The sequence below is a fragment of the Methylobacter marinus A45 genome (assembly GCF_000383855.1).
In the GTDB taxonomy this organism is placed as follows: Bacteria; Pseudomonadota; Gammaproteobacteria; order Methylococcales; family Methylomonadaceae; genus Methylobacter; species Methylobacter marinus.
Genome location: NZ_KB912877.1, coordinates 3,184,358 through 3,209,131 on the forward strand (window position 1 = coordinate 3,184,358; position 24,774 = coordinate 3,209,131).

Consider the following 24,774-nt stretch of genomic DNA (forward strand, 5'->3'; position numbering starts at 1 on the left):
TGTTACTGATATGTCATTCCAGACTCCAGAGATAATCGACGACCTTGTCGATCTCCTCGGCGTCGAGAACGTTGTTTCTGCCAAAGGGCGGCATGCTGGTTTCGGGGTTAAAGCGCGTCGCGTCCCAGATCTGTTCGCGCAGTTGCCGCTTGTCTTTAAACCGGCTCGGTATCGCCGACAAGGCGGGGCCGATATTGCCCGGCGCTTCGCCGTCTTCAATCACATGACAGGCCAGGCAGTTGCCTTTGTTGCGGTCGAATGCGATTTGCCTGCCTTCGTCCAGCCGCTGTTCAGGGATGCCGGTCATGCCGGTGCAGGACAGCAGCAACAGCGAGGGAACAATGAGGCGGATGTTCATGACGGAATGGGGGCGCCTTTGAACAAGGGCTGGTAGGCGCGGGCCGATTGCTCGGGATGCCGGTCAAAAATGCCGCCGATGACGGCCAGCATATCGGCGCCGGCCGCCAGCAATGGCGCGCCGTTGCCGGGCAGGATGCCGCCAATGGCCACGATGGGGACACGCAGCGCGCGCCGGGCTTGCGCAAGCGTCTCAATGCGCGCGGGCGCGGCCAGCGGCTTGGATGAGGAGGGAAAAAACCGTCCGAAAGCCACATAGGTGGCGCCTGCTTGTTCGGCTTCGACGGCGCGTTTGAGCGAATCATAACAGGATACGCCGATAATGGCGTTCGCGCCCAGCCGCTTTCTGGCCTCAATGATATGGCCGTCTTCCTTGCCCAGGTGAACGCCGTCGGCACCCGACTGGACAGCCAATTCGACGTCGTCATTGATAATCAGCGGCACGTCATGGCGATGGCAGAGTCCGGCCAGTTCGCGGGCCAGCCGCACGGCATCGATGGGGTTCTTGTCGCGATACTGCACGACGGCCGCGCCGCCCCGAATGGCGGCCGCGACCTCGTCAATAATCGTGTCGATGGCTTTGTGGTCGGTCTGGGTGATCGCGTAAAGCCCGGTAGTCGGAAATTTCATCAGTCGTCGATCCAGAAAAAACGGTTGGGGTTGTGCTGGCCCTGGCCGGGGCGATAGGCGGCCTGAAGCGCATTCCAGGTGTACTCCTGGGCTTCCATGACGGCCTGGAAAGGCGCAAGCCCTTGCGCGACCAGCGCGGCCACGGCCGAAGCCAGCGTGCAGCCGGAGCCGTGGTAGCTGTCCGGCAGCCGGTCCCAGGTAAAGGTTTCGAGCAGGCGCCCGTCATGAAACAGTTGATTGCTGACCGCGGGTGAAGTTTCATGCGTGCCGGTAATCAACACGTACTCGCAACCTTTATCGAGCAGCGCCAGGCCGCAGTTATGCAGGTCGGTCAGGCCGGTCAGCCGGCGCGCTTCCATGCTGTTGGGCGTCAGTACGGACGTGCGGGGCAGCAGCTGGTCGGTGACGGCGGCGATGAGCCGGTCGGTCGACAGCTCGGCGCCGCCGCCCGCCGCCAGCACCGGATCCAGCACAACCGGAATCCGGGGATGGCGGGTCAATATCGCAGCAATGGCAGCGGCCGTGTCATGATGCCCGATCAGGCCGATTTTGATGGCCTTGACCGGCAGGTCGGCCAACAGGGTGCCGGCCTGGCTGATGATGTCGTCCGGCCGTTGCGGAATCAGCTTTTTGACATTGCGCGTATCCTGTTCGGTCAGGGCCGTGATCACGCTGGCGGCATGGCACCGGTGGCTGACCAGGGTCTCGATATCGGCTTGCACGCCGGCGCCGCCGCTGGGATCGTGGCCGGAAAAACAGAGGACGACGGGACGGTTCATGCTCAAAACGGCTTGACGACGGCCAGAATCACGATGCCGAGCAGAAACAGCACCGGCACTTCATTCATCCAGCGGTAAAAGACGTGATCGCGCTGGTTGCGATCGTGTTTGAAGTCGAGCAGCCAGATCCCGCAGAAAACGTGATAGACCACCAGCAGCGCCAGCAGCGCCAGTTTGGCATGCAGCCAGCCGGCCGACCCGTACAGGGCCCAGGCGTAATCGGCCAGCATCCAGATGCCGAAGATGAAGGTCAGGATCATGCCCGGCGTCGTGATGCCGTAATACAGTTTGCGCTCCATAACCTTGAAGCGCTCGTTGCTGATGGCGTCCTCGCTCATGGCGTGATAGACATACAGGCGCGGCAGATAGAACAGGCCGGCGAACCAGGTGACCATAAAAATCAGGTGAAATGCTTTTAACCAGAGCATGGCTTATCCTTTCAGCAGGGTTTCAATACGGGTTTTCATGTCGTCCGGGTCGAACGCGCCGATTTTTTGCAAGGCAATCGAACCGTCCGGCGTGATCAGGAACGTGGTCGGCGTCAGCCGGACATCGCCGAATGCCCTGGCATGCTCCGCCTGCAAATCCAGTGCAACATCGTAAGGCAATGCGTTGTCTTTGGTGAAGGTGACGACATGGTTTGGCGGGTCGTAATACATGGCGACGGCGATAATTTCCAGTCCCCGGTCGTGATAGTTCCGGTAAAGATCGATCAGGTGTGGGATCTCCTCCATGCAGCCGGGGCAGTCGGTGGCCCAGAAGGTGACCAGCACGGGCTTGCCGCGCAGTTCATGCAGGGCGATTTTTTTGCCGGTGATGGTCGTGAAAGTCGTATCGGGCGCCGGCGTCACGGTTTTGCCAAAGCCTATCCAGAGCACGGCCGAAATCAGCACCAGTAACGATAATCCTAAGAGCCGGTCTTTGATTTTCATTATTTTAAAATGTCAACTATTGGTAATATCGGGATTATAGCAAAGCTGTTAAGCTATAGGTCTTTTTAGCGCATAGTCTTTCGGAGATTGTCTCTATGAAAAAAATCCTTATTTCAGATAAGTTGGCGGAAGCGGGTATCAATTATTTACATGATCAGTCCGATATACAGCTGCATATCGAGACAGGATTGAACGAAGAAGGGCTCTGCGGGATTATCGGCGATTATGACGCGCTGTTGATACGCAGCGACACCAAAGTCACGAAAAAAGTATTGCAGGCGGGCACGCGCCTGAAGCTGATAGGCCGCGCCGGCATCGGCGTCGATAACGTCGATCTGGCTGCCGCCACGGAGCAGGGCGTTATCGTCATGAACACGCCCGATGCCAATGCCACGACCACGGCTGAGTTGGCCATCGCCCACATGATGTCGCTAAGCCGGCATTTGCCGGCCGCCGACCGCTCCATCCGCTCGGGCAAATGGGAGCGCGCCAGGCTGATGGGCTCCGAAGTCGCGCACAAGACGCTGGCCATCATCGGTTTTGGCACCATAGGGCGGATCGTCGCCCAGCGCGGTTTAGGCCTGAAAATGCGCGTGATCGCGCATGATCCTTTTGTCACGCCGGAGATCTTCGAGAATCTGGGCGTCGAGTCAATGGAGCTCGATGAGCTCTTGATCCAAGCCGATTACCTGACCCTGCACTGTCCCTTGATCGAGAAAACACGCGGCCTGATAGGCCGCACCCAGCTGACCATGATGAAGAAGGAAGCGATGCTGATCAACTGCGCCAGAGGCGGACTGGTCGATGAAGACGCGTTGTACGAGGCCCTGAAGACCGGTCAGATCGCCGGCGCGGCGCTGGACGTCTATGAACATGAACCGCCCGCCAATTCACCCTTGCTGGAACTGGATAATATCGTGTTTACGCCGCATTTGGGCGCGTCCACGAGCGAAGCGCAGGTTGCCGTCAGTGTCGAGATCGCCAGACAGGCCGTTACCTTCCTGAAAACCGGCGAAGCGGTCAATGCCTTGAACCTGCCCAGATTGTCGGCGGAAGAACTGAAAAAATCACGCGAATTCATGACGCTGGCCAATATTCTGGGCAAAGTGCTGGTTAATCTGGCTACCCATCCGCTGGAAAAGATAGAGGTGGCGTTATTCGGCAGGGCGGCGGAAGTCGAGGCGCGTCCGGTTTCGGTCGCGGCGCTGATCGGCGTGCTGAGCGAGCATGTGTCAACGCCGGTCAATCGCGTCAATGCCGAGAATATCGCCCGGCGCCAGGGCATTTCGCTGATTGAGTCGAAAACGGAGGAAACGCAGGATTACCTGTCGCTGATCAAGGTGACCGGGCACTATGCCGACCAGGGCATTACCCTGGCGGGCGCCTTGCTGGGCGGCCGTCATCCGCGCCTTGTTTCCATCGATCAATTCGACCTTGAAGTCGTGCCTCAGGGTACGTTGCTGATTACCCGCCACGAGGACCGGCCGGGCGTGATTTCGGCCATCAGCGCCGTATTGGGCGATGCCAATATCAATATCACCCGAATGGAAGTCAGCACGGCCGATGAGCAGCAGCAGGCGATGGCGGTGATCAGTGTTTCCGAGCCGTTAACGGATGATTTGTTGCAGCAGCTGTGCGGCATCGGGGCCGTGCATAAAGCGACCCAGATCAATTTATGAGTTTCGATATTGTTTGTTTTGATTGCGACAGTACTTTAAGCCGGATAGAGGGGATAGACGAACTGGCCCGGCGCATCGGATTGGGCGAGGAAATGTCCAGGCTGACCGAGGCGGCCATGAACGGCGAGTTGCCGTTGGAAGCGGTCTATGGACGGCGCCTGTCGCTGATCAGGCCGGACCGGGCCGGCGTTGACTGGCTGGCGGACCTGTATGTCAAGGAAATTGTCGAAGGCGTCAGGGAGGTGTTTGCCGCGCTGTCGGCGCAAGGCAAGGAACTGCATATCATCAGCGGCGGCATCCGTCAGGCCTTATTGCCTCTGGCCAGGTATCTGGATCTGCCGGAAAGCCATGTGCATGCCGTCGATGTTTATTTTGACGAGGATGGCCGCTATCGCGATTATGACCAGGCCTCGCCTCTGGCCAGAACCGGCGGCAAAGCGGATTGCTGCCGGCAGTTAAGCAGGCCGCAAGCATCCCTTGTTATGATTGGCGACGGCAAGACCGACATGGAGACCAGGCAGGCAGGGGCTTATGTGATCGGTTTTGGCGGCGTGGCGGACCGGTCCATTGTGCGCGAACAAGCGGATATTTATATTGTCGAGCCTTCATTGACCGCCATTCTGCCGTATATTTTATAAAGTGTATCGATTAGCGCCGGACAGAATGTTAAAATCGTTAAATTTTAAACTGTTACTAGAGAGAGACAATGGCTGGACATAGTAAATGGGCTAATATCAAACACCGCAAGGCCGGACAGGATGCCTTGCGCGGCAAGCTTTTCACTAAAATCCTTAGAGAAATTTCAGTAGCGGCAAGATCCGGCGGCGGCGACCCGGCGACCAACCCGTCTCTACGGACAGCGATAGACAAAGGCCTGGGCGCCAATATGAAGCGCGATACCATTGACAATGCCGTCAAGAAAGCAACCGGCACGCTGGAAGGCGTTAATTATGAAGAAGTGCGCTACGAAGGCTACGGTCCCGGCGGCACGGCCGTCATGGTCGATTGCTTGACCGATAACCGTAACCGTACCGTTGCCGAAGTCCGCCATGCGTTTTCCAAAGCAGGCGGTAATCTGGGGACCGACGGCTCCGTGGCTTATATGTTCAATAAGGTCGGCATTATCACTTATGCCGATTCGGTTGACGAAGACGCGCTGATGGAAGCGGCGCTGGAAGCCGGCGCGGAAGATGTGGTCACCAACGATGACGGTTCGATGGATGTCATGACGACGCCGGAAAGCTATCTGGAAGTCAAGGATGCCCTGGTTGCGGCGGGCTTTCAGCCTGATAACGCCGAAATCACCATGCAGGCAACCACCAATACCGAACTCGACGCTGAGACCGCGGAGAAAATGATGCGCCTGATCGACCGATTGGAAGACCTGGACGACGTGCAGAATGTCTATTCCAACGCCGACATCAGCGAAGACATCATGGAGCAGTTGTCTGAAAAGGCATAAGACCTATTGGCTTTTCAGCCTTTCCATTACCACTTGCAGGCACCATTCATTGTGACGCGCATTTTAGGGATAGACCCCGGATCAAGAATTACCGGTTACGGCATTATCGAGGAATCGCCGCGCGGTTATCGTTATATAGCCAGCGGCAGTATCCGCATCAGCGCCGATTATTTTCCTGACCGGCTCAAGCAAATATTTGATGGTGTACTGGAAATTGTCGATTTATATCAACCTGAGCAAATGGCCATAGAACAGGTCTTCATGCATAAAAATGCCGATTCAGCGCTTAAGCTCGGGCAAGCCCGCGGCGCGGCCATTTGCGCGGTTCAGGTCACCGACCTGCCGGTATTCGAATATGCCGCCCGGCAGGTTAAACAGGCGCTGGTGGGCAAGGGCAGCGCCGAGAAACTTCAGGTCCAGCATATGGTGAAGATTCTGCTCAATCTTCAAGGCGAGTTGCAGATCGACGCCAGCGATGCCTTGGGGATCTCTCTGTGTCATGCCCACTATCAGCAAACCGCGCGGCGATTGCAGCAGGGCGGGGCGCGATGATAGGTTTCCTGCGCGGTAAACTGGTGCTCAAAGCGCCGCCGATGCTGTTACTTGATGTGCACGGGGTCGGCTACGAAGTCGAAGCGCCGATGACGACGTTTTACAATCTGCCGGCCATCGGTGAGGAAGTCCAATTGCATACCCACCTTGTCGTTCGCGAAGACGCCCATATTCTGTTCGGGTTTCTGGCCGAATCGGATCGTCTGATGTTCAGGAACCTGATCAAGGTCAACGGCGTCGGCCCCAAGCTGGCGTTGACGATTTTATCCGGACAGAGTGCCGAGGAATTCCGGCATTGCATTCATAATAATGACACGCAGGCTTTGGTCCGCTTGCCGGGGGTGGGTAAAAAAACCGCCGAACGCCTGATTATCGAGATGCGTGACAGGCTGCCCGATCTCGGGGGTAGTTCCACAATACAGGTCGATACTTCGGTTTTCCCGGCCGCCAAGGATCCCCGGCAGGAAGCGATCAGCGCTTTATGCGCATTAGGCTACAAGCCGCAGGATGCCAGCAAAATGGTGCAAGGCATCAGCACCGAGGACAAAAGCTGTGAAGACATTATCAGGTCGGCATTGCAGGGTGCCGTAAGATGATAGAGAGAGATCGCATGATTACCGCGCACAGTCTTTCGGATGAGGAACGGCAGGACCGAGCCATCCGGCCCAAGCGCCTGGTCGATTATGTCGGGCAGAAGGAATTATGCGCACAAATGGAGATTTTTATCCAGGCGGCGATAGCGCGCCAGGAGGCATTGGATCATGTCCTGATCTTCGGGCCGCCGGGCCTCGGTAAAACCACATTGGCCAATATCATCGCGGCCGAAATGGGCGTTAATATTCGCCAGACCTCGGGGCCGGTGCTCGACAAGGCCGGCGATCTGGCCGCGCTGCTGACCAATCTTGAAGCGCATGATGTTTTGTTCATCGATGAAATACATCGCTTGAGCCCGGCGGTTGAGGAGATCCTGTATCCGGCCATGGAGGATTATCAGATCGATATCATGATCGGCGAGGGGCCGGCCGCGCGTTCCATCAAACTGGATCTGCCGCCGTTCACGCTGGTCGGCGCGACCACCCGGGCCGGCTTGTTGACCTCCCCGTTGCGGGACCGCTTCGGCATCGTGCAGCGGCTGGAGTTTTATACCATCGAAGAACTGGCCAGCATCGTTGCGCGCTCGGCAAACGTATTGGGCATCAGCATGGAGCAAGGCGGCGCCCACGAGATTGCGCGCCGGTCGCGCGGCACGCCCCGCATCGCCAACCGCTTACTGCGCCGCGTGCGTGACTATGCGGAAGTGAAGGGCAACGGCACTGTGACGGAAGAAGCGGCCAGCCAGGCGCTGGCTATGCTGAAAATCGATAATAACGGTTTCGATGCCCTGGACCGCAAATTGCTGCTGACCATGATTGAAAGCTTCGCCGGCGGTCCGGTAGGGCTCGACACGCTGGCGGCGGCGATCAGCGAGGAGCGCGGCACGATTGAAGATGTGCTGGAGCCCTATCTGCTGCAACAGGGCTTTATCATGCGCACGCCGCGCGGGCGCGTGGTGACCCAGCATGCCTACCTGCACTTTGGTCTGCAACCACCGCAACAACAGGGCGTATCGGAAGACATATTTACATAATAATTAATTGGTTAATTTAAGAGCGCAGTGGCATGAGGGTGACTTTTTAGTCGCCCTTTATGCTTTAAAGAGTGTCGGCTCACGGTTTTTTGATAGCGGCGTGGTTCCAGAGGGCTCACCAATGAGGGAATAAACATAATGAAAAGATTTATCTGGCCGGTACGGGTTTATTACGAAGACACCGATGCGGGCGGCGTGGTGTTTCATGCCAATTACCTGAAGTTTTTCGAGCGGGCAAGAACTGAAATGTTGAGGGCGATGGGGCATGAACAGGATCGATTGATGGCGGAGGGGACGATTTTTGTCGTGCGGTCCGTACAGGTCGATTACCTGCTCCCGGCCCGGTTTAATGACCAGCTGCAGGTCAGTGCCGAAATAAGCTTTATTAAAAAAGCCAGTTTCGATTTTGAGCAACAAATAACACGGGGCGATGAGGTTTTGTGCAGGGGCGTCATTCGCATTGCCTGTCTGAATGCAGAAACCATGCGCCCTAAAGTAATCCCTGAGAGTTTACAAGAGCAGTTAAAGAATGAATACTGATTTATCCATTATCCACCTGATTACCGAAGCGAGTTTTGTCGTTCAGTTTGTCATGCTGATATTATTGACGGCTTCGATAATATCGTGGACATTTATCTTTTCCAAACGCAAAGTGCTTAGCCGGGCCCTGGAAATTACCGATGAATTCGAAGAGCAGTTCTGGTCCGGCGTGCCGCTGGCCGATCTCTACAGAAAATTGACATCAAAAGACTTCGAGCCGGAAGGCATAGAGAAAATCTTCCTGGCCGGCTATAAGGAATTCTCCCGCATGCGGCAGGCCGGCAATGTCGAGCCCGGCGTGCAGGTGGAAAGCGCTCAGCGCACCATGCGCATCGAACTGTCGCGGGAACTGGACCGGCTTGACGAGCACCTGCCGTTTCTGGCGACCGTCGGATCGACCAGCCCTTATATCGGCCTGTTCGGTACGGTGTGGGGTATCATGAATTCCTTCCGTTCCCTGGGCAATGTCCAGCAGGCGACCCTGGCGCAAGTGGCGCCCGGTATTGCCGAGGCCTTGATCGCAACCGCTATCGGCCTGTTTGCCGCGATACCGGCCGTTGTGTCCTATAACCGCTTTTCCACGCACCTGGACAGATTGACCGGCCGTTATGAATTATTCGTTGAGGAGTTCGTCGTATTATTGCAAAGACAGGCGCACAACAAATGAGTCCACAAACAAGCAATCAACGCGGCCGCGGACGAAGAAAACCGATGGCTGAAATCAATGTCGTTCCCTATATTGACGTCACCCTGGTATTGCTGATTATTTTTATGATCACGACACCGATGCTGCAGACGGGGGTGAAAGTTGATTTGCCGAAAGCCGAATCGGCAACGGTAGAACAGAAGGATGATCCGCCGCTCGTCGTTACGATCGACAAGCAGGAACAATATTTTATTAGCAACGGCGACGGCAAGGATGAGCCTATACTGGCTGAAGAGATAAGCGCGCGGGTGGCGGCCATCCTGAGCAATAAACCGCAAACCCAGGTTCTGATCAATGCCGATGAGACATTGGGATACGGCAAAGTGGTCAGGGTAATGGCCGAGCTGAAAAGAACCGGTTTGTTAAGCAATGTAGGGCTGATGACTAAACCTGATGGGCAATAGAGAATAGATGGATAGTCAAAAACGATTCGTATGGCCGTTTATCCTGGCTTTAGCGCTGCATGTTGTGCTTTTCGGCCTGTTTACGCTGAGTTTCGACATCAAGCCTAAAGAAAGCAAGGAGCCGGCGCCGGAAATTATCCAGGCTTCCCTGGAAGAAATTGACGTGCCTCCGGAAGCCGACGCTCAGCCTGAAAAAGAGGATGAGTACCGGGCAGAGCAACAGCAGGCAGAAGCACTAGAACGGCAGCAATTAGCAGAACAACAGCGGGCTGAAGCTGCCAAAGCGGCTGCCGAAAAGGCCGAAGCGGAAAGAGTTGCGGCGGTCGAGAAAGCCGCGGCAGAAAAAGCGGCCGCCGAGCAAGCTGAAACTGCTCGGGCTAAAGCGGCGGCCGAGAAAGCCGCCGCAGAAACAGCCGAAGCGGAAAGAATCGCGGCGGCTGAAAAAGCCGAAGCAGCCAAAGCCAAGGCTGCCGCCGAGAAGGCGGCGGCAGAGAAGGCGGCAGCGGAGAAGGCAGCGGCCGCGGAGAAAGCAGCAGCGGAGAAGGCAGCAGCGGAGAAGGCAGCAGCGGAGAAGGCGGCGGCAAAGAAGGCAGCAGCGGAGAAGGTAGCGGCCGAGAAAGCAGCAGCGGCGGAGAAGGCAGCAGCGGAGAAGGCAGCGGCCGAGAAGGCGGCAGCGGAGAAAGCAGCGGCAGAGAAAGCGGCGGCAAAGAAGGCAGCGGCCGAGAAGGCGGCAGCGGAGAAAGCAGCGGCCGAGAAAGCGGCGGCAAAGAAGGCAGCAGCGGAGAAAGCGGCGGCAAAGAAAGCAGCAGCGGAGAAAGCAGCGGCCGAAAAAGCGGCAGCAGAGAGGGCTGCGGCAGAAAAGGCGGAGGCGGAAAGAATTGCAGCGGCTAAGGCGGCGGCAGAGCAGGCGGAAATTGCAAAAGCAAAAGCTGCCGTGGAAGCGGCCAGAGCTAAAGCCGATGCTCAATCCCAGGCTTTAATGGCGGCAAAAGATGCCATTCAGAAAAAAGTCAATAGAAGCTGGATTCGTTCGCCTTCTGCTACAACCGGAATAAAATGCACTATTCAAGTCAGGTTGACTTCCGGAGGGAAAGTCATCGGTGAGCCGGTTATCATTGCATCGAGTGGCGATCAGTATTTTGATAATTCCGCAGTCAACGCGGTTTTAAAAGCTCAGCCGCTGCCCGTGCCTACGGATAAAGAATTGTTTAGCAAAGAATTTAGATCGTTTAAATTTGTGTTTGAACCAAAATGATAAATTTATGCTTCTAATCCGACGGTTTTTCTGGATATAAGCAGCTGGAAATGCGTTGCCAGAGGCAGGTGCCGCGAAGCTTTCAACCGGTTTTTTGAGTCAAGTGTCAGAGGAAATAATGTGAGTTTTTTTAGAAGAATGTTGTTAGTCGGCCTGATTGGTTTTTATGCGCCCGTGAACCACGCTGAAATGAGTATTGAAATTACCGAAGGCATCGAGAGCGCAATGCCTATTGCCGTGGTTCCTTTCGGTTTTCAAGGGTCAACCGGCATGCCCGTCAATATTGGCTCTATCGTGAACTCGGACTTGGGGCGCAGCGGTTACTTCAAAACGCTGGATGAACAGAATATGCTGAGCAGGCCAAGCACGGCGGAAGCGGTCAGATTTAACGAGTGGCAGGCCTTAGGCCAGAATTATCTGGTGATCGGGCAGGTAACCGAACAGGCTGGACAATACAATATTCAGTTTCAGGTATTCGATGTCTATAAAGGCACCCAGGTGCTGGGCTATCGCATGACCTCACCGGCCTCTGAATTGCGCCGAACAGCACACCATATCAGCGATATTATTTTTGAAAAGCTGACCGGTAACAAAGGGATCTTTAGCGGCCGGATCATTTATATCACCAGCCAGTCACAAGGCAACAAGCAGCGTATACACCAATTACAAGTCGCTGATGTCGACGGGTTTAATCCCCAAACTATCGCGTCATCGCCTGAGCCGCTGATGTCGCCGGCCTGGTCGCCTGACGGCAGACAAGTGGCCTATGTCTCGTTTGAGAGAAAAACGGCGGCGATTTATGTGCAGACGCTGGCGACAGGTGAACGGCAAAAAGTGGCCGAGTTCCCCGGCATCAATGGCGCGCCGGCCTGGTCGCCCGACGGGCAGAAACTGGCTCTCACCCTGTCCAAGGACGGCAACCCCGATATTTATGTGTTAAATCTGTCCACGCGCTCATTAACCAAGCTGACTCAAAGCTACGCGATCGATACCGAGCCGACCTGGTCGCCCGACGGCAGCCATATCGTTTTTACATCGGATAGAGGCGGCAAGCCTCAACTGTATATCATGCCCAGCACGGGCGGCCAGGAAAAAAGGCTGACGTTTACCGGCGATTACAATGCAGGCGCCAGTTTTTCACCTGACGGTAAAAATTTAGCCATGGTGCATGGCAACCGCGGCGATTATCGTATCGCCGTAATGGATATGGCGACCCGTACCGTAAACGTATTGACGGAAGGGCGCCTGGATGAATCCCCCAGTTTTGCCCCGAACGGCAGTTTGATATTGTATGCTTCACGAAAAGGCGGTGTGGGTTACTTATCGGCTGTATCAATCGATGGTAAAATGCAGCAAAAGTTGGTTTTTGATAGCAGTGAAGTGCGTGAACCGGCATGGTCCCCCTAGAGTTGTTGGCTGTAAACTGTTTTTTTGAGTAAAATTAATCACTTATTTTTGGAAATTAAAGATGAAATTGAATAGAACAATATTGGCATTGGCAATCAGTGCAACCATCTTGACAGCTTGTGGCACAACTGATGAAGAGGAACTCGGCCTGACTGACGGCAGCCAAAGCAACGCGGCCGGTATCAACGACGCCTCGACCAGCGGCTTCAATAATGGTTCCGGCTTCTCCGGTTCGGAAATGGGGGGCGGTTTTGGCAGCGCAGGCGGCTTGGGACCCGAATTTAGCGATCCGAGTAACCCGCTATCAAAACAAACCATTTATTTCATGCTGGACAGCAGTCAAGTCCAACAGGATTTTGTGCCGGTCATTGCCGCGCACTCGCAATATTTGCTTGCCAATCCCGGGCAGCGCATCGTGCTGGAAGGCCATGGCGATGAGCGCGGTTCTCGCGAATACAACATCGCATTGGGTGAACAGCGGGCAAAATCGGTCGCCAGCATGATGAAAGTGCAGGGCGTCAGTGACAGTCAGCTGGAAATTGTCAGTTACGGTGAAGAAAAACCGGCAGCATTTGGGCATGATGAATCATCCTGGGAACTGAATCGTCGTGTTGAACTGGTTTATCAAGGCAATTAAATGAAAACGCGTTTACTCATGCTGCTGTGCGCCTGCATCACGACTGCTAGCGCAGAGCCGAGATCACTGCCGCCGGTTGTTGATTACTCAACCTATCCCGCCGGGACGGCCAATCCCGGCGCAATCCCGGCTAATGCCGTTTATGAGCTAATGGGACGCCTGGATCGATTGCAAACCGAAGTGCAGCAACTGACAGGCAAAGTGGAAGAGCAGGCTCATCAGATTGCAGAGCTGAAAAAAAGTCAGAACACCATGTATTCCGACTTTGATGAGCGCCTGCACAGCATCGAGAGTAATACGACTGGTAGTGTTCCAGCGGATGTTGAAGCCCCGCTGGAGCAGGAAAGCGCCGTTGACCCGGCCGCTAATACGGCCGAGCCAGCTGCGCCAGCGGTAAGCGCGCCCGCGCCCGCCGTGCAGCAACCGGCTGCGCCCCAGGCTTCGGATGCTGAAAAACAACAATACCAGCAAGCGTATGAAGCCTTAAGAAGAGGGCATACCAATCAATCAATCACGGAATTCAATAACTTCATCAGCCAGTACCCTAACGGCACATATGCCAGCAATGCCCAGTACTGGCTAGGCGAGGCGTATAAAGTCAATCAGGACATCGATGCGGCACGCAAGGCTTTTAACGCGGTTATCCAGAATTACCCAAGCAGTGCCAAAGTGCCTGACGCGTTATTGAAGCTGGGATATATTGAATTTGATCAGAAAAACTGGGCCAAAGCGCGTGATTATTTAACCCGCATTACTAGCGATTACCCCAGCTCAACTGCAGCTTATCTGGCAAAAAAGAAATTGCTGCAGATTGAAGTTGCCAAGCCTTAGATTGTGAGTTCATTACGCATAACCGAAATTTTCCATTCGCTACAAGGTGAGTCGAATACCGTAGGACTGCCCACGGTTTTTATTCGGCTTACCGGTTGCCCGTTAAGATGCGTCTATTGCGATACCGCCTATGCCTTCACCGGCGGCACGAAAACAGAGATCGATGCCATTATCGATCAGGTTGAGCAATACGCGACCCGCCATGTGACCGTCACGGGCGGAGAACCGCTGGCCCAGCCCTCGTGCCTGGAATTAATGACAAGACTGCTCGACAAGGGCTATGTCGTCTCGCTGGAAACCAGCGGCGCGTTGGACGTGTCTGGCGTTGATCCGCGCGTGAGCAAGGTCATGGATCTAAAAACGCCCAGCTCGGGCGAATTAGGCAAAAATCGCTACCAAAACATCGACTACCTGACACCTAACGATCAGGTCAAGTTCGTGATCGGCAATGACGAAGACTATGAATGGTCGAAAGCGATCCTGGCCGAACATGATCTGCCAGGCCGCTGCGAAATCCTGTTTTCGCCGACCATGGGGCAGCAGAATCCGACCGAACTGGCCGAAAAGATCCTGCGCGACAGGCTGCCTGTTCGCTTTCAAGTACAACTCCATAAAATACTTTGGGATGATGCCCGGGGTAAATAAACTGAAATGTCAAAAAAAGCCGTTATCCTGCTGTCAGGCGGATTAGATTCAATTACCGTACTCGCCCTTGCCAAACAGCAGGGGTTTAAATGTTATGCCTTAAGTTTCGATTACGGCCAGCGGCATAATGCCGAGCTGAAAGCGGCCGCGCGGATAGCGGCTGACTACGGCGTTGAAGAGCATAAAGTCATCAATATCGGTTTAAGCTCAATTGGCGGCTCGGCTCTTACCGATGAACATATCGCCGTGCCCGATACGGCCCAGGAAGGCATTCCGGTCACTTACGTGCCGGCCAGAAACACCATCTTTCTGTCTTTCGCGCTGGGCTGGGCGGAAGTGTTGAACGCCCACGACATCTTTATCGGCGTCAACGCCGTCGACTATTCCGGTTATCCCGACTGTCGGCCTGAATTTATCAAGGCATTCCAGCACCTGGCGAATCTGGCCACCAAAGCGGGCGTGGAAGGTGAGCATTTTACAATTCATACGCCGTTGATCTCACTCAGCAAAGCCGAAATCATCAAACTGGGCACCGAACTGGGCGTGGATTACAATCGCACGGTTTCCTGTTATTCCGCTGATGAGCAAGGCCGCGCATGCGGTGTATGCGACGCCTGCCGTCTAAGAAAAACCGGATTTACCGAAGCCGGAATAGCAGATCCAACCCAATATCAAAAATAAATTAAAAAAAGGTTGCAAGAACCGAATTAATCTTTATAATGAGCATTCTTTGTTGAGGGTCGTTAGCTCAGCCGGTAGAGCACCGCACTTTTAATGCGATGGTCGTGCGTTCGAATCGCACACGACCCACCAACAAAAACCGAATTCATACAAGGGCTTAGGTAATTTACCAAGCCCTTTTTTTATGTCTGAAAGTTTTTGTGGGACACTAGTGGGACACTTCAAGATAAAACACTACAATAAACCGCAACAAAATCCAGCCTGTTTCAGGCATTTAATGAGCCATTAGTTTTAATAGCCAGCTTTTTAAATGTTGGTAGGAAAGAATGAACGGGCGGCCTTGCAATCACACATTTGACCTCATGCTGCGCTCAATCGAGACTCGATTATAATGGGGTTATGTTCTTAACTTTCCGGCCGTACAGTTAACTTTACGTTATATTTTCAAATCAACCGGAAGCTTATGAAACTTATTTAGGATGAATATGTGCACCCATTTCTAAAGAAGTGGCTGTTATCGCCGTTTTCAAACAAGGTGACAAAATCACTGCTATATACTGGCATGGCTATAGTATCAACTCCATTAATCGAACATTTGATTCTCAAGGTTGTATTCAAAAAAGTATTCAATATTGATATCCCTATAGATGTACCAGATGTACCCGCATATATTGCAGGTGTCATCCTCATGGCCCTCGGTGGTTGCCATAATCTTTTGTTTTTAAGCTTAGAAAACAGCAAACAAAAAAGGCTTTTAGCGCTACAAAGAGAAAAACAAGCCAAAGAAGAGCCGCATGATCAAAGAATAATTGAAGAAATTATTAGTTTTTTACCATACGACAACACTAACTATTGGATTGAACAAGCATCTTATGCTGGATTGAGAAGGGATTTTTCCCATAATCTTGACTGTTGCATGAGGTTCTCTGAACCACCTTATGCTCTTTATAACGAAGTTGTTGAATCAAAAAAACAAGAGCTAGTGATAACTATTCGTCATTTTAATAGTAAATGCGCTGGTTATCTTGGAGCGCAAGAAGATGCATCTGGCATTATGTACCTACCTCCCTACCATTGGAAAGGAAGGAGAGATGAGAGTGAAAAGAGATATTATGAAATGCTTCATGACGTTGCGAATGCTGGGCAAGAGCTTCTGCAAGCTTATGATGCTTTCATAAAATGCGTAAAATCGCAGGGTTTTATAATCGGAAAAATATAACAGTGCCTTCTAATGGATGCAATCGCTAGCGCACCTGCTCTGCTGAAGGTAGTGTTAGGCACTATAACTGGACAAAGTCATGACACTAAAAGCGGCATCTATCGAATGGGCAGTTGATTTCATTCAATCCCACTCTGACGGTGACCTGTTTCCAAAGGTATTAGAGATTGAGGCCATCATCTCAGAGAAAGCTCATTTCGTTTCACAAATCGCAGATAAGGATTTAAGTGCATTTGTTCCTGGAGTGTGTCGGAGATTTATCGTTCCAAAAGATGAAATATCCTACAGGCAAGCAACGCAACTCGACCCGCAAGATTCAGTGATCTTATCCTCCATAATTTATGAGTATGGTGGGCTGATTGAGTCTCGTCGCCTATCGCCAAAGTACGTTTATAGCTATCGTTTTAAATCGACTGTCACAGAGGGGTTGTATAACAGAAAAACGGCTTGGAATGACTTCTGGGTTAGAGCATCCAAACTATCGGAGAAGTCTGAATGCGTTCTCTACTGTGATATTGCTGACTTCTACAATCAGGTCTATCATCATACTGTCGAGAATCAGTTAATAGCGGCTGGATTACCGAATCAGGCCGTTAAATGGCTAGTGTCCTTGCTCGAATCAACAACAGAAGGCGTGTCTCGAGGGGTTCCTATTGGTCCGCACCCTATTCACCTTATTGCTGAATCAACGCTCATTCCTGTTGACAATAGCCTGAAATCTGGAGGCATGAATTTCATCAGATATGCTGATGACATTTTAATTTTCCGCAAAACAAAGCGTGAGGCAAAGACGGCGCTAGCAACGGTCGCCACAGTGCTGGATAAACAACAACGGCTTACGCTTCAAAGGTACAAAACTAAGTTTTATGAGCGGGAAGAATTCAAAAAACTCTGCTCGGAAATGATAGAAGACCGTCCGATTAACACAAATGAAAAGACGTTGTTAGCGCTGATCAAGAAGTACTCGGGTGGAGATCCATATTCAACAATCTCATATTCCCAGATATCTCCTACAGACTGGGCATCAATTTCGCCGGTTGCCATCCATAATGTTATCGAAAGTTACATCAATGCCGAATGCGTTGATTACATAAGGCTTAGATGGTTCTATCGGCGCCTAGCGCAAATCGGACATCCTGGTGCCATTGACGTTTCGCTGGATAACTTAGAACGATTGGGGCCATGTTTCTCAAATATTTGCTTCTATCTCGGATCCGTACAGTCTATTGCTCCAGCAGATTGGAAGCGGATTGGGGGCAAGCTTATCGGTCTGCTGAGAACTAGTGAAGTTCAATCTAGCGAGTATTTTAGATTACTTATCCTCAGCCTTTTTACTCGGAACAATCATATCAATCACTTCGATAAGCTTCAGAGACTGTATCAGAAAGGGGATGCGGTTATTCGTCGCGAGATAATTCTGGCATCGCGCGTAAATTCTGCCCTTGATTGGACAAGAGAGCACAAAGAATCCTTTCGTGCTATGGATCCTTGGCTGCAGAGTGCATTCATATACGCAGTGTCTGGATTTCCGAAAGACGAAAAAAAGTATTTTATCAATCGCCAGAAGTTTAATCGGCCATTTGAACTAACACTTGCAAAGTGGGTAAAGAGCTCTTAATAATTCGCTACAAGCACGGCGGCTCTAACGGTGCGTCACTGAGTTCTAACATGAAGCGGAATAAATGCTATCCGCTAGATGGTGGGCAAAAAACATTGTCCACCTATTTTAGCTCGGCATTTTAATGAAAAAGACAATAACCATGATTACGTGGAAATCGCGACTAGGTTTTCGATAGCATTGTATAAATCAACATCGGTCTCTGGGGTGCGAATAGATATGATAAGAGCATAGCGCGCTTTTTGGTCATAACGTCCTTCTTTCTTGCGGGTTTTCCACCAACCCGTCACTGGATATACGGCAAGAATTCCGCGCTCGGCAAGTGCTGCTGCCGTCCCTGTCCACATGTCGGAATGCAGTGATCCCCGGTGGCGCAAGTCCGGTCCCAATAACCAATTAGAATCGGAGCCGCCTCTGGTATAGCTTCCCTCTTCCGCATCGCGTACCCGCTGGTTGATGCGGGCACGAAAATCATCGGGTTTTTCTTCAGGGCGTTTAACGTCGAAACGTAAACTATGGGATTCATAACAATAGCGTCCGCCCGCACCCCGCTCGACAATACCGGGGCTGGGTTCGATAAAATAGGAAAGCGTCACACGCATTTCAACCAAGGTTGCTCCTAAATTCATTAAAATTTCTTGAGGCCATGGCAGAGAATGCAGATGCATTTCACGCAATTTTGGTTCTCCCTTATCTTTTTCTCGTACAAACGGCTGCAGTTCGTCTTGGACGATTAGGGTTAACGAATTAGATGCACTCCATAAGGCGCGTTCGAGGTTGGGTACGCCAAAGCCGCAATGGCGAATCAAGTTCTGATAATCCCCGCTTCGCTCACGCCGATCAAGAAAGCCAGCTTTCATTTGCTCAGTCCATTCCGCCGAATGTACAATTAGAGCCCGTACCGTTTCCGGCCAGAGATTAGGATACTGCGCTATGAGTTGAGCGGCCATGCGGGAACACAAGGCTGTTGCAGCGCTGGTTGCGTTGGTGGTAGTTAGCAAGTGATTAGTAAGCTCATGAGATGTCGTCAACAAACTTAGGCTGTGCATAGTCACTGGTCCGAGGGCATCTTTTGCTGCGTTGCCACCTTCAAAAACCACATCCGGTTTTAATGGCCAATGCCTTTGCCAAGTTTGCGATGTTGTGCTGAAAGGGCTTAAGCCACCTGAAGGTGCAATGGCTGAATACCCATCGGTGTTCGCTTCAGTAATGTCGATTTTTTGGGTGTAGGCGCCGACTGTAAGAACATTCCAAGCTTGCCCTGGATCATGGATACTGTCAGTACTGTTACTATATGGATAGTGGCTCCAAGCATTTGGATCATCAATATTACCACCTGATACGATAAATAAACGAGGCGTATGACCCTCACCATCCACATCACAAGCTAAACGGTCTAGTGTAGCGGACCAAGCAGAAGGTTTACCTTGATCTCGATTATCCTTGGCGGTGACTGCCATGCTAAAAACTCGTTGACGATACGGCGCTGTGATTTCCGGTCGAGCTATGGCTTCCAGCATCAGATTGCCGTGATGGCGGCCGACATTTCCTCCGTCGTGAGGTAAAAGTTTCACAGATTCAAGGTGATGGGTTAATACGACTGGAGCAGAATTTGCTAAGTTGGGGGTTAGGTCGCCCCAGATTGTCAAACCGGCCATTTCCGTGCCGTGGCCGTTTTGATCGGCAACACCCCAGCTAGGTTCAATGGTATGTTGATCTTCGTCGTTTAAACTCTGTGCAAGCAACGGGTGCTTGGCATTAATACCGGTATCAAGTATGCAGACATGGGGCGCATTTTCTAGAGGCCATTTCGTCCGTTCGAGCAATTCATTAGTCCACTCTCGTTGTTCTGTTGGGGCCAGTGAATCGAAAAACTCGGCGGTTTCTTTGGCGCGTTTGAGTTCTGCGATGCTGTTGAGCAGCATCATTGACTGCTGGATCTGCATTTGTGTGCCATACATGAGCAATACGCTACGTTCGGGAAAATGCAATTCGTCGAGAGAAAGTTCAAAGCCGATTTGCTCCGCAATAGAGCGAAAGTGATGGTTTGTTGATATCCTGTCTTTCAAAATAGGTAGCCATATTTCCCACCAAATTGGCTCCTGTTCCGAAGCTGGTAATGCCGATAGATCATCCGTCCATAACTCATTGAAAGCAGCGGTACGGATTTCACTGATAGTATTTATCAGCGCTTTATTGTCGAGTGCCTGTCCCTTGTTGCCTTTACGTTCCGCAATATATTCCTGAATTTTTCGTTCAAATATATCCAGTTTCCCATCGGGCACAAATACAGTGGCATAGGTATGATGTTCATCATGCCGGACATTCATTAATTCGATTCCAGCGCGAGTATCAGAGAGGCTTTGTATTGCTAACTCGACATCCGGCAGACTGGAAAATTGGATTTGCAATCCAAGTCCAGTATTTATTCCTGCTTGTTGCTGTTGGTTCTTGGCTTTCTCGGCGATAGATTTAAGATTAGAGAGTTGACCAAGCAATTTCTGTCCATGAGTGGCTCGGTCCAATTCGGGGAGTTTTTTGTCGCCGCCACCTCTCGTTATCGGGGTGTAAGGCTCAGTTTGCGATGTATTGGAAAGAACAAAATGATGACGGCGGGAGGTTTGACTTTCATCCATAAGGTCACTAAAGAATTAATTTAGAGAATTAAATTTCAGGGGAAAAAATCTTGCGCTGTTTCATGATTTGCCGTTCTTTCAGCATCTTTTCCAAGTCCATATTGGTCAGGTTGTTTCGATCATGAATAACTGCATCCTTAATCGCATCTTGAACTGCACGAGTCAGTTCAGCATGGCTTAAACCTTCGGCGATTTCGGCTAAGCTAGTCCATACAGGTCTGACAATTTTGAAACCGGACAGCTTGAATTTCAAAACTTCAATGATCTGAGTAGGATTCGGCAAACCATATTCGATGACATCATCAAAACGCCGGAATAGCGCATAATCGAGTGCTTGCGGATGATTGGTGGCAGCAATAATGACACTATTGGACTCATCCCGTTCAAGCATTTGCAGGAAGCTATTGAGAACTCGACGAATTTCGCCTACATCATTAATAAATCCACGTTGAGCACCGATAGCGTCAAACTCATCGAAGAAATAAATGCCGCGCATTGAGGCGATGGTATCGAAGACCTGCCGCAGTTTGGCAGCGGTTTCGCCCATAAACTTGGTAATTAGTGCATCTAGCCGAACCACAAACAACGGAATGCCCAATTCTCCGGCCAATACTGAGGCGGTGAGTGTCTTTCCAGTGCCAGGTGGACCGACTAGGAGAATTTTTCGTCGCGGTGATAGACCGTGAGCTTGTATTTTTGCATAATTCCGCTGCTCCTTGATAATGCGTTGCAAATGTTCCTCAGTGGTCTTGTCCAATACAATCTCAGCTAGACGTGCCTTTTGGTAAGAAGCGTCGAGCAGCGTAGTCATTTCTCCGCGGGGCTGAATGATTGGAGTTGGTCGTTTTCCAGCGGAAATAAGGGGAGAGGATTGTGCTTTGCCAGCGTCAATTATCGAACGTAATTCTTCTGCCAGCTTACCGTGACCTAACTTGGCCTCATGCGCCGCCAATTGCATTGCGACAGCGTAAAAATGACCATTATCACCGTCAATATGTGATTTGAGCAAAGCTTTGAGTTGGTCAGCGCTGGCCATGGTTGTAAGGTGGCTCTGTGTTTAGTAAGGTAAATGATATGTGTATCAGGATACTCTATAAGGCAAAAAAAATCATTGAATTCATCTATGACATGCAATATCAATATAGATGTTAATCTTACCGAGTAGGTTCCAGTTGAGATTCGTTTTAACGCTGTCAGATCAATTTCAGATTTTGCAAATAATTGACCAGTCTCAAATGATTCGCAGAATCATCGCACGTACTACAAGGCCTAGCCTAAATAGCTAATTCTAAAGGCCTTCTAATTTGGTTAAAAATAGCCAATTCGAGCTGTTTTCATTTTCAGATGTCCCCTTAGTGTCCCATTGTTGTATATGTAATCTGTTAATATCTTTATTTACAAAATGTTATTAAAGAAGATTAACGCATTATGTATGATGTGTTGCTGTTTTTTGTGGGTTGTTGTATTTTATCGGCACAAAAAAGACGAGCTTGAGAGAGGCTACCCGCACCGGCAAGCCCTAACTGGTTCACTTTAACATGATGAGTTAAAGCAAATAACTATTCTAAATTTATACCGCTATTGCCTAGGGGAGTCTCATATGGCAAGCATTGAAACACGTGTCAGTGACAAGGGTGATAAGTCTTACCGGGTAAAAATTCGATTAAAAGGCTATCCACCACAAACTGAAACCTTCCAACGGCTCACTGATGCTAAAAAGTGGGCACAACAAACCGAAGCCGCTATCAGGGAAGGTCGACATTTTAAAACAGCGGAAGCAAAAAAACACAGCTTCAATGATTTAGCACTTCGCTACTATGCGGAAATACTGCCCCATTACAGTGAGAAAGAACAGAAAGAGCGTAAAAGTAAGCTGAATTGGTGGACAAAAAATATCGGTCATTGCTTATTAGCAGATATTACACCGGCGACTATATCCGAGCATAAAAGCAAGATGACACAAAGCCCAGCCACTGTAGACAAGTACCTTAAAAACTTATCTCATGCTTTCACCGTGGCGGTTAATGACTGGGGCTGGCTGGAAGATAATCCGGTCAAAAAAGTGAAAAGCCCTAGGTTACCTCGGGGCCGCGTTCGTTTTCTTGATGATGACGAGCGGCAAAGACTATTACAATCCTGCAGGGAGTCAAGCAATGAATGGCTGTATTTGTGCGTCATTCTGGCGCTCAGTACCGGCATGAGACAAGGTGAACTCATGGGGCTTAAGTGGCCTGATGTAAACCTGAAAGACCGCTATATCATCCTGCACGAAACTAAGAATGGTGAACGGCGGCGCGTGCCCTTAACTGGCCATGGGCTGGAATTACTGCAAGAACACGCCAAAGTAAGACAATTAGATACTCTATTATTATTTCCCGGCAAAACTCATAAAGACAAACCCATTGATTTAAGAAAACCATTCGAGACCGCCTTGAAAAAGGCAGAGATAACTAACTTTCATTGGCATGATCTCAGACATTGCACAGCCAGCTATTTAGCTATGAATGGAGCGAGTTTGGCCGAGATTGCGGAAGTTCTCGGACATAAAACTTTAGCCATGGTGAAGCGTTATGCACACTTGAGCGACGGACATGTCAGCAACGTAGTTGCCAGTATGAATACTAAAATTTTCGGGAGCTTATGATGGCCAGCATGGATTGCATAGAGGATTGGGTAAGGCCTAAAGTCTTGACTCATGATGCGATAGGTATGATATGGGCCCATCAGAATGGAACGGCTGTTGATGAGGATATGCATGGTTATCGGAAAGAAATAGGTAGGGCTGTTATTGATGAAGAGCTGCTCGCAAAAAAGGTGTTTATTAAAGATCAATATACAGTCGGCGCTGATTGGGAAGACATGTCGGAAGATGCATTGGAGCGAGCATCAGAAGCTTGGAGGACAAGCCAGATTCCCTGGCGGGAAGATCAGGTTGTTTTATTCAAGATTCACCGCGATGATTTTCTTGCATGGCTAAAGAAGTCGGGCCGATGGCCTCTTGATCCGGGCTGTGCTCTTATACACTGGTTTGAGAGAGGAAAGCACCCAAATACTGAAGTGCAATCCATCATAGGCGATGATAGTGCAGCGTTAACCAAGAAGCGGAAAAAATTGAAACCCTTACAGAGGGAAACCAATTCCGCGCTCTTATTACTATATGAGTTATTCAAACAGCACCAAGTTGTTTACTTGGATGATTTACCAGCAAACAAAGCTTGGGGAAAAATCATATCAGGTGAATTTTCTAGTGACTATATAAAATGTGTTGCCGAAACAAAGAAAGCCATCTTTCTTAAAGATGAATATAAATTATCTAAAAATGACTTTTTAGAAAAATATCGAAAGCGATTTAAATAATTGCCCCGTACGAAACCGGCTTAATGCCGGTTTTTTTATGTCCAATTTATGCTCAAAACGGCACTAAGAGAGGTACTAACGGAAAGAAGTGGTGTTAATAACATAATAAAAAACAAATGGTTATGATGTCACCATCAAAAGCGATAAGCGCTGGCGAGACAATTTGATAAACGACAATTCATGGTGAAATTATGACATCTATACAAACTGAAGCGGTGCAAGCAGAACGACTTTATTCAACTGTTCGACAATTCGTCGAACGCCACCCAGCGTTTACGACAGGCGGTATTCGTTCTCTGATTTTTAATGAAACGAATAATGGTCTTGCAAAATCTGGGGCAGTAATCCGGATGGGGCGAAAAGTTTTAATTAATGAGTATCGTTTTTTTCAGTGGCTGGAAGCTAACAACGATAAAGGCGGTACAAAATGAATGTGTCAAAAATGATGAGAGATCATTGTCAGCATATAAGAGAAGGCGCTTATGGCCATATCGAGCAGGTAAAAAATATCAATCTTCCTAGAGTAGGTAATCTGGAGCTTTGGACATCTCGTCGGCACTTTTATTCGTTAGGTCAGGCACTCGTGGACAGGGCTTTTGATCTTGAATTCCACAGCTACCGACATGGAGGTTGTAACGGCTGGTTGAGAGATAAGGGCAGGGGAAGCGTTGATCATGATGACTTAGTGCAAATCGAAGGTCACATGCCGAAAAAGGCAAAATTGTCTCGACACGAGCCGCTTATAGAATTCACGCTGGAACTGGATGAAATGGGCGGCATCGCAAAATCAACTCATGGACAGTTATAGCTGAGGTGGCTG

28 protein-coding genes and 1 tRNA gene are annotated in these 24,774 nt (G+C 50.7%); 22 read left to right on the forward strand and 7 right to left on the reverse strand.

Annotated features, from left to right (window positions below; all coding sequences use genetic code 11):
* Positions 1–13: 13 nt before the first annotated feature.
* From soxX to METMA_RS0115305, 5 genes are read right to left on the reverse strand one after another with little or no spacing between them, the layout of a single operon-like run.
* Entirely contained in the window at positions 14–358 is a 345-nt protein-coding gene (gene soxX, locus METMA_RS0115285) for a sulfur oxidation c-type cytochrome SoxX (RefSeq protein WP_020159976.1), read from the reverse strand.
* Positions 355–987 carry a thiamine phosphate synthase gene (thiE, locus tag METMA_RS0115290; protein WP_020159977.1) on the reverse strand — a complete coding sequence of 211 codons (633 nt, stop codon included), beginning with the start codon at positions 985–987 and terminating at the stop codon, positions 355–357. The genes soxX and thiE overlap by 4 nt, the downstream gene beginning before the upstream one ends.
* Entirely contained in the window at positions 987–1,766 is a 780-nt protein-coding gene (gene thiD / locus METMA_RS0115295; RefSeq protein WP_020159978.1) for a bifunctional hydroxymethylpyrimidine kinase/phosphomethylpyrimidine kinase, read from the reverse strand. The genes thiE and thiD overlap by 1 nt, the downstream gene beginning before the upstream one ends.
* Before the next feature lie 2 nt (positions 1,767–1,768).
* Complete coding sequence (gene hemJ / locus METMA_RS0115300) at positions 1,769–2,194, reverse strand: protoporphyrinogen oxidase HemJ (RefSeq protein ID WP_020159979.1); 426 nt, start codon at positions 2,192–2,194, stop codon at positions 1,769–1,771.
* 3 nt (positions 2,195–2,197) lie between these two features.
* Positions 2,198–2,698 (reverse strand): peroxiredoxin family protein, encoded by a 501-nt coding sequence (locus tag METMA_RS0115305; RefSeq protein WP_020159980.1) that lies wholly within the window; start codon positions 2,696–2,698, stop codon positions 2,198–2,200.
* 95 nt (positions 2,699–2,793) lie between these two features.
* Between METMA_RS0115305 and serA the strand changes: the two genes are divergently transcribed.
* The 18 genes from serA to METMA_RS0115395 all read left to right on the forward strand — a co-directional run bounded on the left by serA (position 2,794) and on the right by METMA_RS0115395 (position 17,961).
* Positions 2,794–4,377 (forward strand): phosphoglycerate dehydrogenase, encoded by a 1,584-nt coding sequence (gene serA, locus METMA_RS0115310; RefSeq protein ID WP_020159981.1) that lies wholly within the window; start codon positions 2,794–2,796, stop codon positions 4,375–4,377.
* The gene (locus METMA_RS0115315) at positions 4,374–5,015 is read left to right on the forward strand and encodes an HAD-IB family phosphatase (RefSeq protein ID WP_020159982.1); all 642 of its coding nucleotides are present in this window, start codon (positions 4,374–4,376) and stop codon (positions 5,013–5,015) included. Before serA ends, METMA_RS0115315 begins: the two co-directional genes overlap by 4 nt.
* Before the next feature lie 68 nt (positions 5,016–5,083).
* Entirely contained in the window at positions 5,084–5,839 is a 756-nt protein-coding gene (locus METMA_RS0115320) for a YebC/PmpR family DNA-binding transcriptional regulator (protein WP_020159983.1), read from the forward strand.
* 51 nt (positions 5,840–5,890) lie between these two features.
* Positions 5,891–6,391: a crossover junction endodeoxyribonuclease RuvC gene (ruvC, locus tag METMA_RS0115325; protein ID WP_027147374.1), complete on the forward strand. Its 501-nt coding sequence runs from the start codon at positions 5,891–5,893 to the stop codon at positions 6,389–6,391.
* Positions 6,388–6,987: a Holliday junction branch migration protein RuvA gene (gene ruvA, locus METMA_RS0115330; RefSeq protein WP_020159985.1), complete on the forward strand. Its 600-nt coding sequence runs from the start codon at positions 6,388–6,390 to the stop codon at positions 6,985–6,987. The genes ruvC and ruvA overlap by 4 nt, the downstream gene beginning before the upstream one ends.
* Positions 6,984–8,018: a Holliday junction branch migration DNA helicase RuvB gene (gene ruvB / locus METMA_RS0115335; RefSeq protein WP_027147375.1), complete on the forward strand. Its 1,035-nt coding sequence runs from the start codon at positions 6,984–6,986 to the stop codon at positions 8,016–8,018. The genes ruvA and ruvB overlap by 4 nt, the downstream gene beginning before the upstream one ends.
* A gap of 138 nt (positions 8,019–8,156) precedes the next feature.
* Positions 8,157–8,558, forward strand: a complete 402-nt coding sequence (gene ybgC / locus METMA_RS0115340; RefSeq protein WP_020159987.1) for a tol-pal system-associated acyl-CoA thioesterase — start codon at positions 8,157–8,159, stop codon at positions 8,556–8,558.
* Entirely contained in the window at positions 8,548–9,225 is a 678-nt protein-coding gene (gene tolQ, locus METMA_RS0115345) for a protein TolQ (RefSeq protein ID WP_020159988.1), read from the forward strand. The genes ybgC and tolQ overlap by 11 nt, the downstream gene beginning before the upstream one ends.
* Positions 9,222–9,668 carry a protein TolR gene (tolR, locus tag METMA_RS0115350; protein ID WP_020159989.1) on the forward strand — a complete coding sequence of 149 codons (447 nt, stop codon included), beginning with the start codon at positions 9,222–9,224 and terminating at the stop codon, positions 9,666–9,668. The genes tolQ and tolR overlap by 4 nt, the downstream gene beginning before the upstream one ends.
* A gap of 7 nt (positions 9,669–9,675) precedes the next feature.
* Entirely contained in the window at positions 9,676–10,923 is a 1,248-nt protein-coding gene (gene tolA / locus METMA_RS0115355) for a cell envelope integrity protein TolA (RefSeq protein ID WP_020159990.1), read from the forward strand.
* Between the two features lie 138 nt (positions 10,924–11,061).
* Positions 11,062–12,330, forward strand: coding sequence for a Tol-Pal system beta propeller repeat protein TolB (gene tolB, locus METMA_RS0115360; RefSeq protein ID WP_020159991.1), 1,269 nt, complete (start codon positions 11,062–11,064; stop codon positions 12,328–12,330).
* A 61-nt stretch (positions 12,331–12,391) separates the two neighbouring features.
* Positions 12,392–12,967, forward strand: coding sequence for a peptidoglycan-associated lipoprotein Pal (gene pal, locus METMA_RS0115365; protein ID WP_020159992.1), 576 nt, complete (start codon positions 12,392–12,394; stop codon positions 12,965–12,967).
* The gene (ybgF, locus tag METMA_RS0115370; RefSeq protein WP_020159993.1) at positions 12,968–13,798 is read left to right on the forward strand and encodes a tol-pal system protein YbgF; all 831 of its coding nucleotides are present in this window, start codon (positions 12,968–12,970) and stop codon (positions 13,796–13,798) included. It abuts the gene before it with no gap.
* A gap of 3 nt (positions 13,799–13,801) precedes the next feature.
* Complete coding sequence (gene queE, locus METMA_RS0115375) at positions 13,802–14,443, forward strand: 7-carboxy-7-deazaguanine synthase QueE (protein ID WP_020159994.1); 642 nt, start codon at positions 13,802–13,804, stop codon at positions 14,441–14,443.
* 6 nt (positions 14,444–14,449) lie between these two features.
* The gene (gene queC, locus METMA_RS0115380) at positions 14,450–15,124 is read left to right on the forward strand and encodes a 7-cyano-7-deazaguanine synthase QueC (protein WP_020159995.1); all 675 of its coding nucleotides are present in this window, start codon (positions 14,450–14,452) and stop codon (positions 15,122–15,124) included.
* 56 nt (positions 15,125–15,180) lie between these two features.
* Positions 15,181–15,256: transfer RNA gene (locus tag METMA_RS0115385), tRNA-Lys, on the forward strand.
* 430 nt (positions 15,257–15,686) lie between these two features.
* Positions 15,687–16,343, forward strand: a complete 657-nt coding sequence (locus METMA_RS24705) for a hypothetical protein (protein ID WP_020159996.1) — start codon at positions 15,687–15,689, stop codon at positions 16,341–16,343.
* A 79-nt stretch (positions 16,344–16,422) separates the two neighbouring features.
* Positions 16,423–17,961: an RNA-directed DNA polymerase gene (locus METMA_RS0115395; RefSeq protein WP_020159997.1), complete on the forward strand. Its 1,539-nt coding sequence runs from the start codon at positions 16,423–16,425 to the stop codon at positions 17,959–17,961.
* Between the two features lie 146 nt (positions 17,962–18,107).
* Here the strand turns inward: METMA_RS0115395 and METMA_RS0115400 are convergent, their stop codons facing one another.
* Both METMA_RS0115400 and METMA_RS0115405 read right to left on the reverse strand, forming a co-directional pair.
* Positions 18,108–20,597: a S8 family peptidase gene (locus METMA_RS0115400; protein ID WP_027147376.1), complete on the reverse strand. Its 2,490-nt coding sequence runs from the start codon at positions 20,595–20,597 to the stop codon at positions 18,108–18,110.
* A 28-nt stretch (positions 20,598–20,625) separates the two neighbouring features.
* On the reverse strand, positions 20,626–21,633 hold the full coding sequence (locus METMA_RS0115405; protein WP_020159999.1) for an AAA family ATPase: 1,008 nt from the start codon (positions 21,631–21,633) through the stop codon (positions 20,626–20,628).
* A 564-nt stretch (positions 21,634–22,197) separates the two neighbouring features.
* On the opposite strand from METMA_RS0115405, the gene METMA_RS0115410 reads away from it, so the two are divergent.
* The 4 genes from METMA_RS0115410 to METMA_RS0115420 all read left to right on the forward strand — a co-directional run bounded on the left by METMA_RS0115410 (position 22,198) and on the right by METMA_RS0115420 (position 24,762).
* Entirely contained in the window at positions 22,198–23,241 is a 1,044-nt protein-coding gene (locus METMA_RS0115410) for a tyrosine-type recombinase/integrase (RefSeq protein ID WP_020160000.1), read from the forward strand.
* Positions 23,238–23,954 carry a hypothetical protein gene (locus tag METMA_RS0115415; protein WP_020160001.1) on the forward strand — a complete coding sequence of 239 codons (717 nt, stop codon included), beginning with the start codon at positions 23,238–23,240 and terminating at the stop codon, positions 23,952–23,954. Before METMA_RS0115410 ends, METMA_RS0115415 begins: the two co-directional genes overlap by 4 nt.
* Before the next feature lie 191 nt (positions 23,955–24,145).
* A complete protein-coding gene (locus METMA_RS26530; RefSeq protein ID WP_084254137.1) occupies positions 24,146–24,385 on the forward strand; it encodes a hypothetical protein in 240 nt (79 codons plus the stop codon).
* Positions 24,382–24,762, forward strand: a complete 381-nt coding sequence (locus tag METMA_RS0115420) for a hypothetical protein (protein WP_020160002.1) — start codon at positions 24,382–24,384, stop codon at positions 24,760–24,762. The genes METMA_RS26530 and METMA_RS0115420 overlap by 4 nt, the downstream gene beginning before the upstream one ends.
* Positions 24,763–24,774: the final 12 nt, after the last annotated feature.

Bases quoted from the DNA above. Each gene is read 5' to 3' on its own strand.
- ruvA (WP_020159985.1), top strand. From the start codon at position 6,388: ATGATAGGTTTCCTGCGCGGTAAACTGGTGCTCAAAGCGCCGCCGATG.
- METMA_RS0115405 (WP_020159999.1), bottom strand. From the start codon at position 21,633: ATGGCCAGCGCTGACCAACTCAAAGCTTTGCTCAAATCACATATTGAC.
- pal (WP_020159992.1), top strand. From the start codon at position 12,392: ATGAAATTGAATAGAACAATATTGGCATTGGCAATCAGTGCAACCATC.
- tolR (WP_020159989.1), top strand. From the start codon at position 9,222: ATGAGTCCACAAACAAGCAATCAACGCGGCCGCGGACGAAGAAAACCG.
- METMA_RS0115305 (WP_020159980.1), bottom strand. From the start codon at position 2,698: ATGAAAATCAAAGACCGGCTCTTAGGATTATCGTTACTGGTGCTGATT.
- serA (WP_020159981.1), top strand. From the start codon at position 2,794: ATGAAAAAAATCCTTATTTCAGATAAGTTGGCGGAAGCGGGTATCAAT.
- ybgF (WP_020159993.1), top strand. From the start codon at position 12,968: ATGAAAACGCGTTTACTCATGCTGCTGTGCGCCTGCATCACGACTGCT.
- tolQ (WP_020159988.1), top strand. From the start codon at position 8,548: ATGAATACTGATTTATCCATTATCCACCTGATTACCGAAGCGAGTTTT.
- METMA_RS0115395 (WP_020159997.1), top strand. From the start codon at position 16,423: ATGACACTAAAAGCGGCATCTATCGAATGGGCAGTTGATTTCATTCAA.
- tolB (WP_020159991.1), top strand. From the start codon at position 11,062: ATGTTGTTAGTCGGCCTGATTGGTTTTTATGCGCCCGTGAACCACGCT.
- thiD (WP_020159978.1), bottom strand. From the start codon at position 1,766: ATGAACCGTCCCGTCGTCCTCTGTTTTTCCGGCCACGATCCCAGCGGC.
- METMA_RS0115420 (WP_020160002.1), top strand. From the start codon at position 24,382: ATGAATGTGTCAAAAATGATGAGAGATCATTGTCAGCATATAAGAGAA.
- METMA_RS24705 (WP_020159996.1), top strand. From the start codon at position 15,687: ATGGCTATAGTATCAACTCCATTAATCGAACATTTGATTCTCAAGGTT.
- METMA_RS0115410 (WP_020160000.1), top strand. From the start codon at position 22,198: ATGGCAAGCATTGAAACACGTGTCAGTGACAAGGGTGATAAGTCTTAC.
- thiE (WP_020159977.1), bottom strand. From the start codon at position 987: ATGAAATTTCCGACTACCGGGCTTTACGCGATCACCCAGACCGACCAC.
- hemJ (WP_020159979.1), bottom strand. From the start codon at position 2,194: ATGCTCTGGTTAAAAGCATTTCACCTGATTTTTATGGTCACCTGGTTC.
- tolA (WP_020159990.1), top strand. From the start codon at position 9,676: ATGGATAGTCAAAAACGATTCGTATGGCCGTTTATCCTGGCTTTAGCG.
- ruvB (WP_027147375.1), top strand. From the start codon at position 6,984: ATGATAGAGAGAGATCGCATGATTACCGCGCACAGTCTTTCGGATGAG.
- METMA_RS0115320 (WP_020159983.1), top strand. From the start codon at position 5,084: ATGGCTGGACATAGTAAATGGGCTAATATCAAACACCGCAAGGCCGGA.
- queC (WP_020159995.1), top strand. From the start codon at position 14,450: ATGTCAAAAAAAGCCGTTATCCTGCTGTCAGGCGGATTAGATTCAATT.
- METMA_RS0115415 (WP_020160001.1), top strand. From the start codon at position 23,238: ATGATGGCCAGCATGGATTGCATAGAGGATTGGGTAAGGCCTAAAGTC.
- METMA_RS26530 (WP_084254137.1), top strand. From the start codon at position 24,146: ATGACATCTATACAAACTGAAGCGGTGCAAGCAGAACGACTTTATTCA.
- METMA_RS0115400 (WP_027147376.1), bottom strand. From the start codon at position 20,597: ATGGATGAAAGTCAAACCTCCCGCCGTCATCATTTTGTTCTTTCCAAT.
- ybgC (WP_020159987.1), top strand. From the start codon at position 8,157: ATGAAAAGATTTATCTGGCCGGTACGGGTTTATTACGAAGACACCGAT.
- METMA_RS0115315 (WP_020159982.1), top strand. From the start codon at position 4,374: ATGAGTTTCGATATTGTTTGTTTTGATTGCGACAGTACTTTAAGCCGG.
- soxX (WP_020159976.1), bottom strand. From the start codon at position 358: ATGAACATCCGCCTCATTGTTCCCTCGCTGTTGCTGCTGTCCTGCACC.